The sequence below is a fragment of the Streptomyces sp. NPDC001492 genome, assembly GCF_053597275.1.
On record NZ_JBSFHW010000034.1, the window covers coordinates 1 to 15,683 of the forward strand.

Consider the following 15,683-nt stretch of genomic DNA (forward strand, 5'->3'; position numbering starts at 1 on the left):
GCCCCTGACCGATGTCAGGGGCAGCGGCCGCTTGGGCGTTGAGGACGCAGCGCCCGGGCAACGGGGCGCAGATGCAGTTCCAGGAAGGGAGGGGACGCCGCCGGAACCTGGGGGTCTACGACCGGCCCCGCACTGCGGATCCCGGCACCTTCCGGCCGGCCGATGTCCGTAACTCCTCGCGCCGCGACGGCGACGAGGGAGGGCCGGCCCGTACCACCCTGCCGTCAGCTCGTCGGCAGGGTCACGAACTCCATTCGGCCTCCGGCGAGAGCGACGACGGCGGAGACCAGGGCCTGCAGACAGGTGTGTTCGGCTTCCTCGTCGGGCAGTGCGAGATGCTGCGACGAGAGGCCGTCGAAGCCCGCCAGGAAGAACCGGGCGAGGGTCTCCGCCGACTGGGCGAGCTGGTGACCGGTGCGCTCGGCCGCCTCGGTCACCAGCTTCGTCGTCACGGCCGTCACCTCGCGGTAGTGGCCCTCCAGGGCCTCCTGCAGCCGTGGCGTCCGGAGCGCGAACATGGACAGTTCGGTGAGCAGCTGATGGGTGGTCGGCTGCTCGCGCACGGTCTGCCACAGGGCGGCGGCGAGTGCCGTGAGTGTCTCCTCGAAGCCGGCGTCCGCGGGCGTCGCCCGTTCGACCTGCGCGATCAGATCATGGGTGAGCTGCTCCATGACGGCCCGGTACAGGTCCTCCTTGGTGCCGAAGGTGTAGTGCACTGTCGCCTGGGCCACACCCAGCTCGGCGGCGATGGCACGGGTACTTCCGGCAGCCACACCTTCCCTCGTCATGAGGTCGATGGCGGCCTTGATCAGCTGAGGACGGCGCTCGGCCGCAGAAACATGAGCCATGAACCCATGATAACGACTTAGTCCACCGAATAAGTCGTTCGATCATGTTCTAATTTTCTGAGATGTTCGTCGCCCTGGACAGTGAGCGCCGACGCATGACCGACCGCATCGAGTGTCTGCTGTGCAGCCGCGAGGCCATCTTGGGCTACCTCGTCGGCGAGCCGGCGGTGGCCTTCTGACCGTGGTGGAGACGGCCGCGGAACCCTGCGCCGCGCGTAGGCAACGTCCCCGGTCGGCAGCGTACCGTCGACGAACTCTTACCACGTGGTCTTGATCGATGAGCGCGGATTGGATGCTGCGCCCGCCCCTGCCGATGCCCCGGACACGGCCCGTGACGCGGACTCGAAGTCACTTGTGGAGGGGATGCCCGCGTGCGTGGCCAAGAAGGTGGCGAGACCGGTCAGGAATCGAGAAGCCCCGGCCACCGCCCAGCCCCTAGCGTGATGGACATGGCAACCACCGCTTCCACCGCAGCCCCCACGATCCTCACGTCCGTCACCCTTGAGGTGGCCGACCCCGAGGCCGCCCGCCGCTTCTACGGCGCCTTCGGCGTGGACACGTACATACGCCTGCGTCCGTCCGAGACGCACCCGACTGGATTTCGCGGCTTCACCCTGGCGCTCACGGTGTCCGGGCCGGCCACCGTCGACGGCTTCGTCGCCGCCGCCGTGGACGCCGGCGCCACGGTGCTGAAGCCCGCCACGAAGTCGCTGTGGGGTTACGGCGGCGTCGTCCAGGCCCCGGACGGAACGATCTGGAAGATCGCCACCTCGGCGAAGAAGGACACCGGCCCCGCCACCCGCGAGATCGATGAGGTCGTCCTGCTGCTCGGTGTCGAGGACGTGAAGGCCACCAAGCAGTTCTACGTGGACCGGGGCTTGACCGTGGCCAAGAGCTTCGGCGGCAAGTACGCCGAGTTCGCCCCCGGTCAGTCCAGCCCCGTCAAGCTGGCGCTGTACAAGCGCCACGCGCTGGCCAAGGACCTCGGCGTCCCCGCCGACGGCACCGGCTCGCACCGCATCGTCCTCGGCAGCACCGCCGGCGCCTTCACCGACCCGGACGGCTTCGCCTGGGAGGCCGCCGCGCCGCCCGCCCCCACACCCTCCTGACGTCCGATCCTGTACTTCCGCACCGCCGTGTCTCACCTTGCTACGAGAGGAAACCTGCCATGCCGTCCACGAAGTCGCCCGCCGAGAACTCCGGCACGACCGCCGAGAAGTACGACGGATTCACCGCCCAGGAGCGGGCCGCGATGAAGGAGCACGCACGCGAACAGAAGAAGGCGGTGGCGCGGCGCGGTTCGTCCCGGGCGAAGAAGGAGGCGGCAGCGGAGCAGGACGTGCTCGCGAAGATCGCCGAGATGCCGGAAGCGGACCGGGTTCTCGCCGAGCGGATCCACGAGATCGTCAAGACCGCCGCTCCCGACCTCGCGCCCAAGCTCTGGTACGGGATGCCCGCGTACGCCAGGGACGGCAAGGTCGTCTGCCACTTCCAGAGCGCGGAGAAGTTCAAGTCGCGGTATGCCACGCTCGGCTTCAGCGACCAGGCGGCACTCGACGAGGGCGCGATGTGGCCGACCGCGTACGCCCTGAAGGAGCTGACCGCGGCCGACGAACAGCTGATCAGCGCCCTCGTGAAGAAGGCAGTGGGCTGAGGTCGACCGGGGGCCAGGCGTGGGAGCGGCTGGATCGCGTGCCCCAAAACGGCCCCTCCTGCATGGTCCCGCCAGCCACTCGTGTACCGAGAGCGGGACCGAGGTGCCGGGACCAGGAGGGAGGTTATGTGTCGAGCGATTGCGCAGCGAAGACGTCTTCGATCCTCCACCGCCGGCTGGTCAGGCCCTGCTGGTGGTGATAGCGCAGGCAGGTGTCGAGTGCGGCGCGGTTGGCTGCGATGCCGTAGGGCCACCAGTCCTCGGGGAACTCTTCACCGTTGCGATCCACCAGGGCGTTCATCCACGGGATCATGGTCTGGACCTGGTAGAGCCTACGGCCGTGGCGGTAGCGTTCGGCGGCGGCGTCCTTCGCCCGGGAGAAGGCACGGTAGACGGCGTGCGCGAGTCCGGGTTGGTCCCGTAGCAGTTCCCGCCGGACGACGATGGTGTGCATCATCGGGAAGATGCCGGTTCGCCGGTAGTAGTCGCGTTCCAGCGGCTCGAAGTCGGGGAACAGGCGGGTGACGTTCGGGGATCCGTCGAGCACGCACTGCGGGACGTTCGCCGAGAACAGCGCGTCGATCTCACCGGCGTCGAGCATCGCGTTCAGTGACTTTCCCTCGGGCGCGGCGCGCACGTCGACGTCGGCCGGGTGCGGATGGGGGATGAAGTCGAAGGGCGGCGCGGGGTGTTCGAGGCCCCCGATCACCCAGCGGCTCTCCTCGGGTTTGAATCCGTACTCGTCCATCAGGATCCCCTTGGCCCACACACCGGAGTCCTGACCGTAGACACCGAACTCGCCGATGGTCCTGCCCGCAAGATCGGCCGGTTCCGTGATCCCGCTCTGGGTGTTGACGAAGACGCACGAGTGACGGAACACGCGGTTCGGGAAGACCGGCAACGCCACGAACGGCAGTCCGGTCTCCAGCAGCCGCAGGTAGAAGGTGAGACCGAGCTCAGCGACGTCGAACTCGTTTCCGCGGATCAGCCGGTCGAAAAGCTCCGGCAGGGTCGCCGCGGTTTTCATCGTGACGTCGATGCCGTCGGTGCTTACCGTCCCATCGAACAGCGCCCGCGTCGTGTCGTACGGGAAGCACCCGACCGTGAGGGCAGGGGCGGCCATGAATACTCCTCCTCGTCGGCTCTGCTGCTTCCATCGTTGGCCGTCGCGCTGCCCGGTGTCCAAGACCCGTTGGGAACGTCCGATACCGCACGGGTATCGTGCTTGAGGTGGACCTGCGCTCGCTCCGGTACTTCATCGCCGTCGCCGAGGAGTGCCACATCGGCCGGGCAGCGCAACGCCTGCACATGACGCAGCCACCACTGAGCCGCGCGATCCGGCGCCTCGAGGACGAACTCGGCGTCCTCCTGTTCGAACGCACCCCCAAGGGCGTCACCCTCACGCCCGCCGGAAAGGTTCTCTACGACGAAACGGGGGCGTTGTTGGCCCGAGCCGACCGGATCCGCAGGCGAGTGGCAGCTGCGGCGGGTACGGCGCCCCTCACCGTCGGAACTCTGGCGGACGCGGCCGAACACGTCGGCGGCCGACTGGTGTCACTGTTCCGGGCCCGCCATCCGCACGTCCACGTCACCCTCCACGAGGCCGATCTCGGCGACCCGACAGCGGGACTCCGCGCCGGGCTGGTCGACGTGGCCATCACCCGAACTCCCTTCGCCGACACCGGCATCGGCATGCACGTCCTGCGCTCGGTACCCGTCGGCGTAGTGATGCGTGATGATGACCCGTTCGCCGGCCATGCCTCGGTCTCGTCGACCGACCTCATCGGCCGCCGGTGGGTGCGGCTGCCGGATGGCGCCGATCCGGTATGGACGGCGTACTGGACCGGCAGTGGAGACAACGACAACGACGCGTCGCCGGTCATGCGAACGATCCAGGAGTGCCTCCAAGCGGTCCTGTGGAACGGCACATCGGCTCTCGCTCCCGTCGATCAGCCGTTGCCCGCCGGCCTGGTCGTCGTCCCGCTGAGTGATCGCCCGCCCAGTGATCTAGTGGTGGCCTGGCCGAGGACAGCATGCAGCCCACTGGTGCGTGGCTTCATCCAAGTCGCCAAGCACTGCCGGCACACCTGAAAAAGGCACCGGTGCTCCTGGGCTCAGCTCATCACCGCGGCTCAGGGCCACCAACCACGAGGGGCTGCCGCCTCCCGTGTGCTGCTCTGAAACCTCCGGCTCCATCCGCTGATGGCCCACTGCGGCACCGAGCGCGTCCCGATCCCACCCGCGCGGCGTTCGCCGATCTGGTCCGCCACCAGCGTGGTTACCTGCTGCTGGAGTGGATCCGGCCGGCGGAGCAGGACGCGCCGAACCCCGTGAGGGGCTTCGCTGGCTTTCTCCGTCAGGACCTCGCGCTCAGTGCCGACGCGGGATTCCCAGTGTTTGTATGAGCTGGGCGAGTTCCTCCCGGAAGAGCTTCTCCGGGCTGGTGGTCCGGGTGCTTCCTCGCCTCCCACAGGGAGAACGGCTGGGCCGAGACGGAGACCAAAGGGGCCCCCGCGCTCACAGCGCCCGGGACCACAGTCACCACCCGGATGGGAGGTGCCGTGCCGTGATCACCGAACTTGCCGCCGAACGAGTCGAGTTCACCTGTGGCTCGTGCTGGCACCGCTGGAGCGTCGAGTACGGCGTGCAGCGCTACCGGGACGCCGTCGATGCCGAGTGAAAGGGCTTCCAACCGCGACAACACACCGGTTCCCTCCCCCTACACGCCCAGGGCGCTCAGCCCTGTGAACCCTGCGGCCGGCGCTGGGTTGGGCGCCTCGTGGCCCGCCGCGCCTATTTCACTTTCGAGGCGGCCCCGGAAGGCACCTGACCGACCAAGACCGTGCTGTTGCGCTTGGATCAGCCAGTCGGCCGCTGATGCATCGTCACCGCAAACTCGTCGACTCGGCCCCTTCACCGCAGGGCGCCGGGAAGGCAGCCCTCCCTCTGCGACGCGGATCAGCGCTGCGATCCGGGTTCGGCCGCGGACAACCCCTCCGGTGCCATGCCCTCGGTGATGCTCAGGTCCTGGGTTCCTATGACGGACAGCAGTTCCAGCTGCTCGGCTCCCCGGCTGCCGGGCGGGGCCGTGAACCACAGCAGGCGTTGGCGTCCGTCCTCGCTGAGGAGGTTGTAGCAGTCGAGTTCGATGACGCCGAGCGTGGGGTGGACGATCTTCTTGTGGTCCATGCGGCGCACCGCGACGTCGTGGGTGTCCCAAAGAGCCGCGAACTCCGGGCTACGGCGGCGCAGTACGGCGATCATCTTCGTGACCTCCGCGTCCCGGCCGCGCCGGGCGGCCGCTGCCTGGAGGTCGGAGACGAACACCCGGGAGTGGTGCGGATGATCCTCCAGCGGGTACCTCTCCCGGCTCTGTGGGTCGGTGAACCAGCGGTACACGAAGCTCGCCGCCGGGCCGCGGTGCGCCGGGGACCCGCCGAGCAGGTTCCGGGCCAGGTCGTTCTCCACCAGGGTTTCGTGCAGGTCGGTGATGACACGCGCGGGGGTGTTGGACAGCCGGTCCAACAGTCCGAGAAGCGCGGGCTGCACGTGTGCCGACGATCCGTGTCCTGACGGGGGAACCGGCCGTTCGGCCAGGTGAAACAGGTGGTCGCGCTCGTCGCCGTTCAGACGCAGGGCTCGGGCAAGGGCGGCCAGGGTCTGGGCCGAGGGCTGCACGCCGTTCTTTGCGCTGCCGCGTTCCAGCTCGGTGTAGTAGTCGGCCGACAGCCCTGCCAGTTGGGCGACCTCCTCGCGGCGCAGCCCGGGGACGCGCCGGCGCGGGCCTTGGGGAAGACCGACCTCGGCGGGGCTGATGCGGTCGCGGCGTGTCCTGAGGAAGGCACCGAGTTCTGGAAGGTTCACCACTTCATGGTCGCTCGCGCGCCGAGCCGTAGCCAGGGGGTGGCATCCCCTGGGTAAGCACAGCCCTGGCTAGGGGTGGGGGCCCAGGCGATCGTTGACGACGCAGCAGGGCGACGGCGAGGCCGCGGCCCGACCCGCATCCACCACAGGAGTCAGCAATGCCTATCCCCCCTTCCCCCGTCGGAACCGTTGCTGCGGCCCAGCCCTCCGTCTCACCCCGTGTCGCGATCGTCACCGGTGGCTCGCGCGGCATCGGCCGCCAGATCGTCGGCCGGCTGGCCGCCGACGGGTACGCCGTCGTGATCGGCTATGCCGGCCATCAGGACGAGGCCGAAGCCGCCGTGAAGGAGGCCGTCAACAGCGGTGTCCGGGCGGTCGCGGTGCGCGCCGACGTCGCCGACGAACACGCCGTCGCAACTCTGTTCGACGCGGCCGAGGCGGAGTTCGGCGGTGTCGACGTCGTCGTGCACGCGGCCGGACGGGCACACATGGCGCCGATCGCCGAGTTGGACCTGGCCGTCCTGGACGACCTGCACCGCACCAACATCCGTGGCACGTTCGTCATCGTCCAGCAGGCCGCCCGTCGGGTGCGCCCCGGCGGTGCGATCGTGACGTTCTCCACGTCCGTGGTGGGGCTGGCCTTCCCGAACTACGGCGCGTACTCCGCCAGCAAGGGCGCTGTCGAGGCGCTGACGCTGATTCTGGCCAGGGAGTTGCGGGGCCGGGACGTCACCGCCAACTCCGTCGCGCCCGGCCCCACGGCCACGGACCTGTTCCTGGACGGCAAGGACGAGGAGACCATTGCCCGCCTCGCCGCCCAGCCTCCGCTGGAGCGCCTCGGTACGCCGGCCGACATCGCCGAGGTCGTCGCGTTCCTGACCTCCCCGGCCGGCCACTGGATCAACGGCCAGGTCGTCCGCGCCAACGGCGGCATCATCTGAACCGTCCGCAGCCACCCCATCGATCAACGAAAGACCCTGTCATGAGGAACGACGACACCGGGAAGGGCCTCCGGGTCACCGGGGCCTCCGGCGGCTTATCGGCGCGCTGTCCGGGCGTGCTCCGGCTCTCGCCGGTCACACCGTGTATGCGGGGATCCGCCGGATCGCGAGGGGGTCGTACACAACGCCGGACACATGGTCCTGGGCGCCGCCGAGGCCTTCACCGCCGAGCGGTTCGCGGACCCGTACGACGTGCACGTACTGGGTACCCAGCGTGCCAATCGCGCCGCCCTGCCGAAGATGCGTGAGCAGGGTTCGGGGCTGCTGGTAGGGATCGGCAGCTCCAGCTCCCGCGGCGGCTGCCCTCCGTTCCTGACCCCGTACTTCGCCGCCAAGGCGGCGATGGACGCTCTGGCCGTCAGCTACGCCGCCGAGGTGCGCCGTTCGGCGCCGACACCGTGATCTTGGTGCCCGGCGCGTTCACCACCGGCACCAACCACTTCGCCGAGGCAGGCGCCCCGCCGACGCCGACCGCGTCCACGCCGGCTTCTTCCGCCGCACTGAACTGGACAGCCTGCTCACCGCAGGCAGCCCCCTGTAACGCCCCACTGAGAGAAGGAACAACCAGTCATGCCTTTCGCGAACTTCAAGGTCCCCGAGAAGACCCTCACCCCTAAGCAGAAGGAGGAGATCGTCACCCGCACCACGGAGCTGTACGTCGAGATCTACGGCGAGCGTGCCCGTAACAACACCATGGTTCTGGTCGAAGAGGTCGCCGACGGCGGCTGGGGCATCTCCGGCAACGTGCTGACCCTCGCCATGCTCGGTGAGGCGACACCGACCGACACCAGCGGCGCCTGACCGCACCCACCGGCCGTCATTCGGCCAAGACAGCACCGTGAAACGGAGGGCCGCCGATCGCACCCGGCGGCCCTCGGCTGGGCCCAGCGGTACTGCGCGACCTACTTTTGCTGCTGGTGCCTGAGCTAGGGTCCGTGTTGAAAGATCGTCGGATGGTGGATCACGGCGGGGTAATACGTCGCCACGAACTCAGCGATCGGGAGCGGGAGTTACTCGCTCCGCTGATACCGCGGGCCGTCACGGGTCGGCCGCGTGCAGAGGACCGGCAGGTCATCAACGGGATGGTCTACAAGATCCGCACAGGGATCTCCTGGCGTGACCTGCCGAAGCGCTACGGGCCATGGAGAACGGTCTACACCCGCTTCCGCCGCTACGCCCTGGACGGTGTGTTCACCCGCGCTCTGCAGCAGATCCAGGCCCGCGCTGATGCGGCCGACGACATCGACTGGCTGGTACAGATCGACTCCACCATCGTCCGCGCCCACCAGCACGCCGCCGTCACAGCCCGAAAAGGGGGGGCAGCACCGGCCGGTCGAACCGGACGATCACGCCCTCGGTCGATCCCATGAAGGACTGACCGCCAAAAGCCCCCCCCCGCTGCTGGAACGGATCGACGGCTCCGGCTGAGGCGCGGTTGCCGCTGCGGCCGCCCGCCAGGGTTCGACCTGAGACTTACCGGCGGCGCAACATGATCGGGCGCTGCTTCAACCGGCTCAAGGGCTTCCGTTGCGTCGCGACCAGATACGAGAAGGCCGCCACCTCCTACGAAGCTGCGGTCACCCTCGCATCGTTCCTGCTCTGGGCAAGATCCGTTTCAAGACGGACCCTGGTTGGGCCTGCCTTTCACCGATAAAGCGTTCGCGGACCTGTTTCACGTGCGGGGCCGGCAGCACAAACCGGCTCCACCCATGTACTTGTTGGCCTCGATCCGGCAGCTCAACAGTCTGGAACTGGTGGGGAGACACTACGAGCGGCATTGGACGCGCTGGCGGCCGCGGCCCCCGACGGGCTGATGAGCCGCGTGCGCCGGACTGGTTTGATCGCTATTCACATCCGGGGGGGAGGACTACCGCTTCGTATCCGGCCGTTCGTGGGGATCTGCTCGTGGCCGCCGTCACGGGTGAAGTAGCCGCGATGCCGCGCCGTATGGCAGCCGGTTGGCTATGTACGTGAGAAGGGTTCTGGCTCAGCTTCTGGATGCCATTGGCGATCTTGATTCGTCTTGGTGAAGTCTTCTTGGGGTCCGCTCCGTTGATCAAGGTGTCGTGGTCTGCTGGTTGAGCGCGGGGTGTGGCGAGCGGTCGGGGGTGGTGACCGCGGTGGCAATGGGTTCGGCTTCGGCGCGAACGGGCCCAGGTAGGTGCCCAGCCGTGGCAGGATGGCCCCATGTTGATCCGAAAGGGCGATGCCGCGTAGGCGTCCCAAGGCCGTCCGCGCACAGCGGTGGCGGCCACGATGGCAGTGCCCGGTCCTGAAGGTCCACGGCGTTTCCGCACAAACTCGTGCAGCGATCCGCCGGGTCGAAGACCAAGAGATGTGGCCCAACGCGGTCGCCAACGCGCTCTCCCGTATCGAGTGGGCTTTCAAGCAGCCTGGCCGGTACCTGGATGCCTCCGCGTTCTGCTCACCCGGGATAAACGATGCCCGTGATGACTTGGAGTGGGCGATGCGGCACCTTCCTCCGGGAGCCAAACGAGACTTGGGCCGGCTGATCACGCGCATCGATGAGGAATTCGAGCGCCGTACATTGCCAGAGCCCAACTACATCGAGTTGGCAACGTGCGGCTGGTGGTGGACCAGAATGCGTGAACGCTGACGAACCTGGAGCTCGTGTACCTTCCCTCGAATCGAACGACACCGTCACCCTCTGCGACCTCTCCCCAACATCAATGCTGTTGGCGACCTCCATTCATTCAAGTTCCGGCAGAGGCGCTGGAATTGGCCGGTGCGTCGGGGCGGCCGGAGCGGGATGGTGCCTGGCGGAAAATGCCCGCCGAGGCGGACGATGTTGGTTCCGGCAGCGGTGAGAACGACGTCCGTGGTGGGTGGTGCAGCGAGCCGCTCGTTGATCGCCAGAAGAATCATGCGCCACTGTCCCGTCTCACGAGGGGGATGCGGAGCTCAGCGCCGGGCCGGTTGTCGGGGCCGGAGCGAGGTCGAAGTGGAGCTGGTGGCCCCGGACGTCCTTGGTGGCCAGCAGGTTGACCTCGACGGTGTAGCCGACGACCTCCTCGAAGCGGCCCCCGGGCGTCGGCCGTGAACCGGAGAGCCGGAAGTGGAGGACGGTGCTGCTGCGCGGGTCCCGCGTGAGCGGAATCGCTGCGGAGACGGACGGGGAGTCCTCGGCTTCCTCCCGCATCCGGGTGGCGATCTCGCACCATCGGTGGCGGTAGTGGATCTGGAGACCACCGCTGAACGTGGGAATCTTCTGAGGCCCGCTGATGGTGAACGCGAGCGACGCCCGACGGGTGGTCCTTGAAGTGGGATTGGTGACGGTGACGGCGAAGCGGGCCGGCCGCAGGCCGGGCACGACTGCCCGGTCCAGGCGGGAGAGCCGCCCGAGGCGGGCCGGCGAGGTGACCTGACCCGGCCAGGGGATGACAAAATCGCCCCGGGTCTTCGGGCAGCCGGAGGCGTCGGCCCGAAGGGCTCCCGAGGCGGCGGACGCCCTCGTGGCAGTGGAGCTGCCGCAGCCGGTCAGGGCCGCGGCGAGCAGGAGCAGCGCCACAGCCGCAGCAGATGCGCGCCGGCTACCCGTGGGTGATGCGCACTCGAGGGACACCACTGCCACGTCCTTGGTCGGTGATCCACGGCCGATCGGCTTACCGAGACGTCAGACGCCCGGTGCCGACAGGTCAGTTCCGTCAGACAGAGACGGCGGTCTCCGCCACCTCCCGGGCCACCCACATCCCGCCGCGCACCAGAACGCTCGGCCTCCACCTGGCCCGACCCCGGCGAAGCGCCCGCCCTAGACGACGCAGGATCATGCATCGCCGAACTCCTAGAGCATTTCCCCGGGGTCTGCCAACCTCACGGCGACCGGCATCCGTAGCGCGATGCGCGGATACTGATGCATGTGGCAGCGAAGTCCGCGAGCTCGAGGACCAGGCCGAAGAACTCGCTCTGATCGCGGGCGAAGGTCGCTCCGAGTACCTCGGCTGCGCTTGCCTGATCGGTCAGCAGTCCCCGGACCACGGGCAGCGCGCTGAGTTTCGCCCTGCGCTCCGAGCCGCCGCATTCGGCGGCTTCCTCGATCACGGCCAGCAGCTCATCGACGCTCTGCTCGCTCTCGTCCGCGAGCACGAGACCGGTCGCAGCGGCAACACTAGCGCCGGAAACCCAGCAGGCCTCGGCCGGCTGACGCGGTCGCCCAAGCATCGCACCGGCCCGTCCGGGATGGAAACCTTGGCCTGGCTCCGCATCTGCAGCTCCAACTGGCCGCATCCCCACACTGGTTGTAGAGTCTTCCAACCAGTGTAGATAAATACAATGAACGGGGATCGATGAGGACACAGGGCTCCGGGGCATCGACCCGGCGATGGAGTGGGGTGCACAAGGCGCTCGCTGATCCCCTGCGCATCCGGCTCCTGGAGGCGTTGTGGGAGATTCCTCAGTCCGCACGGGAACTCGCCGACCACGTCGATCTTCCAGCTGACCGGCTCTACTACCACCTCAATCAGCTCGAACGGGCTGGGCTGATCGAGATCGCCGAATACCGGCCGCTGGCCCGCGGCAAGGTCGAGCGGGTCTATACCCCCGCGATTACAGAACCCCCCAGCGATGCCGCGAACCCGGAGGAGATGGCTGAGTTCCTCGGCTCGATGCTGGAGGCCACCCGGGCGGACATCAACGCTGCCTACCGGTCCCAGCAGACCGGAGGCCGCCGGGAGATCGACCTGCATCGTGGTGCGCTGCGACTGACCGACGAGGCCCTCGCCGAGTTGCGCGGCCACATCGAACAGCTCGCCACCCGATTCGGGGACCGTGACGCCCCAGGGGTCTGGACGCGGGTGGTTATCGCGGTCGTCGACCTCCAAGACCGCCCAACCCCGGACGCCCCCGCCTGAGAGGCCGCCATGAATGACAGCGATGAACACACCACCACCCCTGCGTTACGAGCCTCGGACGCCGAACGCGACCAGGTCGAAGCGCAACTGCAACACCACTACGCAGTCGGCCGACTGACACTTCCCGAACTCGAAGAACGCGTGGCCGCGGCCTACGAGGCGCGCACCCGTGAGCAACTCCATGCCCTCTTGAGGGACTTGCCCGGCGAGGCGGAACAGCCTGCGTCACCCACTCGTGTGCTCGACTCCCGCCTGCTGATCGTCCTGCTGTGCGTCTCGCCACCTGCGGCGCTCATCTACTGGCTTGTCAGCCAACGCACGGCACGTCGAGGGGATAACACCCACCGGAAGTGACGCAGCCAACTTTGTCAGGGTCGAGAACGAGTGCGCGTCGGAGGTCGCCGAGCGGGCCAGGGCGGCCAGTACGGCCTGCTGCTCGGCGTCGCACGGGTCGCCGAAGTGGCACCCTGCTCCTGACGGGCCTGCGCATCCGCAGACTCGCAATCGCCGCGGTGCTGGCTTGCGCCCTGCTCGAATCTTCCGGGCGCTCCTTGGAACGGCCACCTCCCATGCTGTGGCGGCGGTCCTCCTCACCGCCGCCGGGCTGGTCTCGGCCCCACCGACATCCCCTTGATCGCACTGGTCCAGCGCATACCAAGCCACCATCTGGCCAAGGCCCTCGGCCTGTGGGAGACCGGAGTGGCAGGAGCCCTGGCGACCTCCCCCCTTGTGGCCTCAACTGCCGTCACCCACGCCGGAGTCGAGAACGCCTTCCTTCTCTCCGGAGCCGCCGTGGTCGCCCTGGCCATCATCGCCACGCCCGCCCTCGCCTACGTCGGCGCACGGCAGCCCGGCCAGGAGCCCCCCATCACGGCCGACGCCACGGCAAACATCACGGCGCCGCAAGAGACAGCGGTGAACACGGCCAAACCGGAGTGACTGCACGGATCATCCGTGTGCGCAAGCCAGCCCAGGACGCTTGCCGCAGCCCGACACCGAACCTGTGAGGACCTTCATCAAGGCAGGGCCAACGCTGTGACAGATTGGGGCTCCCTCCCTCGGCTGGTCTGGGGAACGCCTGCAAAAGGTATCGAAAGGCCTGAAACGCTATGCGCTTCATCTCCAGGACGTCGTTGCGCGGCGTGACCGAACAGCTCTTCGCTCTCGACGAGATCCCGGGCGTGCTGTGGACGCCGGAAGACGCCCGCGGCACTCGCCCCCTGATCCTGATGGGACACGGCGGCGGGCAACACAAGAAGGCCCCCGGCATCCTGGCCCGTGCGCATCGCTTCGCCGCCGAGGGCGGATTCGCGGTCGCCGCGATCGATGTACCCAACCACGGCGAACGGCCGACGGACGAGGAGTTCGACCGGATCGCGAACGAGTACCGGACGCGTGTGGCCGCCGGAGAGGATACGGCCGCACAGGACATCGCCATGTACACGCTCATAGTCGGGCAGGCTGTCGCGGAATGGCAGGCGGTCTTGACCTCACTCCAGCAACTCGACCATATCGGCGGCGGACCGGTGGGCTACTGGGGCGTGTCGCTGGGCTGCGCGTTCGGTATCCCGTTCGTCGCCGCAGAACCTCGAGTCCGCGCCGCGGTGCTGGGCCTGCAAGGGGCGCCCGTGCTGGCCGGGAACGCCGCGCAGATCACCGTGCCAGTGCAATTTCTGCTCCAGTGGGACGACGAGCTGATGCCCCGTGCACAGAGCCTGGCGCTGTTCGATGCCATCACTTCAGCCGACAAGACACTGCACGCCAACCCCGGCAAACACGGAGATCTGCCGCGGTCCGAGATGGACGACTCACTGCGATTCTTCGCCCGACATCTGGGCTGATACGTCCGCAGCCCACGCCACCGACGAGCGCCGACGCTTGATCGCCACGACGGCGAACCTGGCCTGACACAGCGACAGGAGGCCTGCGGGTGGAGTCCGTATGCGGCCAGCCACTCAAGCAGGTTGGCTACGGGAGAGACTTCTGGCCCTCCTATGGGTGAGCGGTAGCGCCAGCGGGCTTGTACAGGAAGCGGCCAGGGGCCGGATCGTCCCGAGGAGATGTTCGACGACCTCCAAGCCCGCCTCGACCAACAGGCCGGGTGACGGCATCATCCGTCGCCGAGACGCCGAAAATCCGTGCTCCGACAGCGCCACCAGTAGAGGGCAGTGCGATCGCTGGGCCACGCTGCCAGCTCAGTACCTCTGGGCTCGAAGCGGTCACGATCGGGATCGATGGGGCGCCAGCTCGGGTCCATCGGTTCGTCGTCCTTGGGCGGACGGACGTGCTCCACGGACCGTTCCTCGCAGGCTCCGAAAGCCTGGTAGTTCTCCTGAGCCTCGATCAGCGAAGGCCGATTCGCTCCGCCTGAGTAGTCCGGCCAGCGAAGCTGGACAGCGTCGTCCTCCCAGAAACACACCGGACAAATCTCATACGAGCCCGGCGGCTCGTCCATGGTCAGACAGCCGCAACACACGCAGGGGTACTTCAGGATCACGCCCGTCATCCTGTCCGACCCCACCGCGAAGGCCAACTGGTTTCCGGGGAGTTGAGCAGGAGATCCGCATAGTGCGGGTCTCCCCCGGGCTTCGGCGCCAAGCTCGCAAGCTGTCGTGCGCCACCGGACCCAAGACCAGGACCTTCGTCGCAGCCACTGGCACACCACGGTGCTCCGTCGTAGTGAAAGAACCGAGGATGACAGTGTTCGACGATCTGCTTCCCTGACCTGGAGCGCATGCGCACGCTCCGGGTGCGGCACGCCATGTGACTGCAGCGGATCCGACCACAAGATCGACCCCGTCCGGCAGAGGAAAGCCGAGCAGGAACAGGGCCGGCGGCGACACCCGCCCGCCCCGGACTGGATCGTCGAACTCGCCATCGGCCCCGATCGCCTTGCCGCTGCCCAGCTTGTACGCAGCGCCTTTCAGGAACTCCCCGGAGACGTTCTGTCCCCGTGGGATCCGCCGCCCGATGGGGGCCTCACGCCGGCCGGGTGGTGAGGGAAGACAGCCCGATGATTCGAGCGTCCCGTAATCGGCAACGAATATCGTCAGGTCGGCGCCTACTCACACGCCGCGTAGTGGTCGCTCGGCGCGCCGGCGCCGAGGCAGTGGAGGTCGATGAGGGGCTTGCCGTTCGAGAGGATCAGGGCCTGCTGAGGGGCGTTGACGGTGACCGTGGATGACGAGAAGCCGTCTCCACCGGTGATGACCGTGTTCGTGTCGGCGGAGGCAACTCCTGCACTACCGCAAAAAGCACTGAGGACGACTGCCGTGATAACCGCGAACTTTCTGGACAACTCGATTCCTTCCTGAATTCCCGCACATGCACGCTTGCGTCCCAGGCGTGGCCGTGCAGATACAGGTACACGTCCCGGGTCCGGTCTCCTCCACCATGGCTGGCCTGCGGGGTGCGCGCACGAGGAACACCGCCAACGAGTGAACTCGGC

Annotated in this window: 16 protein-coding genes and 3 pseudogenes; 12 read left to right on the forward strand and 7 right to left on the reverse strand. The window is 67.9% G+C overall.

Going from position 1 to position 15,683, the window contains the following annotated elements:
• Positions 1 to 224: 224 nt before the first annotated feature.
• Positions 225 to 848 carry a TetR/AcrR family transcriptional regulator gene (locus ACWC1K_RS34335; protein ID WP_450836834.1) on the reverse strand — a complete coding sequence of 208 codons (624 nt, stop codon included), beginning with the start codon at positions 846 to 848 and terminating at the stop codon, positions 225 to 227.
• A gap of 357 nt (positions 849 to 1,205) precedes the next feature.
• On the opposite strand from ACWC1K_RS34335, the pseudogene ACWC1K_RS34340 reads away from it, so the two are divergent.
• From ACWC1K_RS34340 to ACWC1K_RS34350, 3 genes and pseudogenes are all read left to right on the forward strand, one after another.
• Positions 1,206 to 1,292: pseudogene (locus ACWC1K_RS34340) on the forward strand (AraC family transcriptional regulator); the annotation flags it as partial.
• Complete coding sequence (locus ACWC1K_RS34345; protein WP_450836835.1) at positions 1,292 to 1,957, forward strand: glyoxalase; 666 nt, start codon at positions 1,292 to 1,294, stop codon at positions 1,955 to 1,957. The pseudogene ACWC1K_RS34340 and the gene ACWC1K_RS34345, both read left to right, overlap by 1 nt.
• Before the next feature lie 59 nt (positions 1,958 to 2,016).
• The gene (locus tag ACWC1K_RS34350; protein WP_450836836.1) at positions 2,017 to 2,502 is read left to right on the forward strand and encodes an iron chaperone; all 486 of its coding nucleotides are present in this window, start codon (positions 2,017 to 2,019) and stop codon (positions 2,500 to 2,502) included.
• Between the two features lie 124 nt (positions 2,503 to 2,626).
• On the opposite strand, the gene ACWC1K_RS34355 is transcribed toward ACWC1K_RS34350, so the two are convergent.
• Positions 2,627 to 3,625, reverse strand: a complete 999-nt coding sequence (locus tag ACWC1K_RS34355; protein WP_450836837.1) for a 4,5-dihydroxyphthalate decarboxylase — start codon at positions 3,623 to 3,625, stop codon at positions 2,627 to 2,629.
• Between the two features lie 107 nt (positions 3,626 to 3,732).
• Here ACWC1K_RS34355 and ACWC1K_RS34360 point away from each other — a divergent pair, with 107 nt between their 5' ends.
• The gene (locus ACWC1K_RS34360) at positions 3,733 to 4,593 is read left to right on the forward strand and encodes a LysR family transcriptional regulator (RefSeq protein ID WP_450836838.1); all 861 of its coding nucleotides are present in this window, start codon (positions 3,733 to 3,735) and stop codon (positions 4,591 to 4,593) included.
• 867 nt (positions 4,594 to 5,460) lie between these two features.
• Here ACWC1K_RS34360 and ACWC1K_RS34365 read toward each other — a convergent pair.
• Entirely contained in the window at positions 5,461 to 6,366 is a 906-nt protein-coding gene (locus ACWC1K_RS34365; RefSeq protein ID WP_450836839.1) for a helix-turn-helix transcriptional regulator, read from the reverse strand.
• A 158-nt stretch (positions 6,367 to 6,524) separates the two neighbouring features.
• Here ACWC1K_RS34365 and ACWC1K_RS34370 point away from each other — a divergent pair, with 158 nt between their 5' ends.
• The 4 genes and pseudogenes from ACWC1K_RS34370 to ACWC1K_RS34385 all read left to right on the forward strand — a co-directional run bounded on the left by ACWC1K_RS34370 (position 6,525) and on the right by ACWC1K_RS34385 (position 9,021).
• Positions 6,525 to 7,307: an SDR family oxidoreductase gene (locus ACWC1K_RS34370; RefSeq protein WP_450836840.1), complete on the forward strand. Its 783-nt coding sequence runs from the start codon at positions 6,525 to 6,527 to the stop codon at positions 7,305 to 7,307.
• Between the two features lie 41 nt (positions 7,308 to 7,348).
• Positions 7,349 to 7,828: pseudogene (locus ACWC1K_RS34375) on the forward strand (SDR family NAD(P)-dependent oxidoreductase); the annotation flags it as partial.
• Between the two features lie 109 nt (positions 7,829 to 7,937).
• Entirely contained in the window at positions 7,938 to 8,168 is a 231-nt protein-coding gene (locus ACWC1K_RS34380; RefSeq protein ID WP_055605645.1) for a tautomerase family protein, read from the forward strand.
• Positions 8,169 to 8,341: 173 nt separating this feature from the next.
• Positions 8,342 to 9,021 (forward strand): annotated as a pseudogene (locus ACWC1K_RS34385) (IS5 family transposase).
• 1,248 nt (positions 9,022 to 10,269) lie between these two features.
• On the opposite strand, the gene ACWC1K_RS34390 reads toward ACWC1K_RS34385, so the two are convergent.
• Positions 10,270 to 10,896 (reverse strand): hypothetical protein, encoded by a 627-nt coding sequence (locus ACWC1K_RS34390; RefSeq protein WP_450836841.1) that lies wholly within the window; start codon positions 10,894 to 10,896, stop codon positions 10,270 to 10,272.
• A 302-nt stretch (positions 10,897 to 11,198) separates the two neighbouring features.
• On the reverse strand, positions 11,199 to 11,471 hold the full coding sequence (locus tag ACWC1K_RS34395; RefSeq protein ID WP_450836842.1) for a hypothetical protein: 273 nt from the start codon (positions 11,469 to 11,471) through the stop codon (positions 11,199 to 11,201).
• 245 nt (positions 11,472 to 11,716) lie between these two features.
• Here ACWC1K_RS34395 and ACWC1K_RS34400 point away from each other — a divergent pair, with 245 nt between their 5' ends.
• From ACWC1K_RS34400 to ACWC1K_RS34415, 4 genes are all read left to right on the forward strand, one after another.
• Complete coding sequence (locus ACWC1K_RS34400) at positions 11,717 to 12,235, forward strand: ArsR/SmtB family transcription factor (protein ID WP_450836843.1); 519 nt, start codon at positions 11,717 to 11,719, stop codon at positions 12,233 to 12,235.
• A 9-nt stretch (positions 12,236 to 12,244) separates the two neighbouring features.
• A complete protein-coding gene (locus ACWC1K_RS34405) occupies positions 12,245 to 12,589 on the forward strand; it encodes a DUF1707 SHOCT-like domain-containing protein (RefSeq protein WP_450836844.1) in 345 nt (114 codons plus the stop codon).
• A gap of 276 nt (positions 12,590 to 12,865) precedes the next feature.
• Positions 12,866 to 13,174, forward strand: coding sequence for a hypothetical protein (locus ACWC1K_RS34410; protein WP_450836845.1), 309 nt, complete (start codon positions 12,866 to 12,868; stop codon positions 13,172 to 13,174).
• A gap of 170 nt (positions 13,175 to 13,344) precedes the next feature.
• On the forward strand, positions 13,345 to 14,076 hold the full coding sequence (locus ACWC1K_RS34415; protein ID WP_450836846.1) for a dienelactone hydrolase family protein: 732 nt from the start codon (positions 13,345 to 13,347) through the stop codon (positions 14,074 to 14,076).
• A 269-nt stretch (positions 14,077 to 14,345) separates the two neighbouring features.
• Here the strand turns inward: ACWC1K_RS34415 and ACWC1K_RS34420 are convergent, their stop codons facing one another.
• Together ACWC1K_RS34420 and ACWC1K_RS34425 are read right to left on the reverse strand one after the other, a co-directional pair.
• Entirely contained in the window at positions 14,346 to 15,113 is a 768-nt protein-coding gene (locus ACWC1K_RS34420; RefSeq protein WP_450836847.1) for a CPCC family cysteine-rich protein, read from the reverse strand.
• Positions 15,114 to 15,296: 183 nt separating this feature from the next.
• The gene (locus ACWC1K_RS34425; RefSeq protein WP_450836848.1) at positions 15,297 to 15,533 is read right to left on the reverse strand and encodes a hypothetical protein; all 237 of its coding nucleotides are present in this window, start codon (positions 15,531 to 15,533) and stop codon (positions 15,297 to 15,299) included.
• Positions 15,534 to 15,683: the final 150 nt, after the last annotated feature.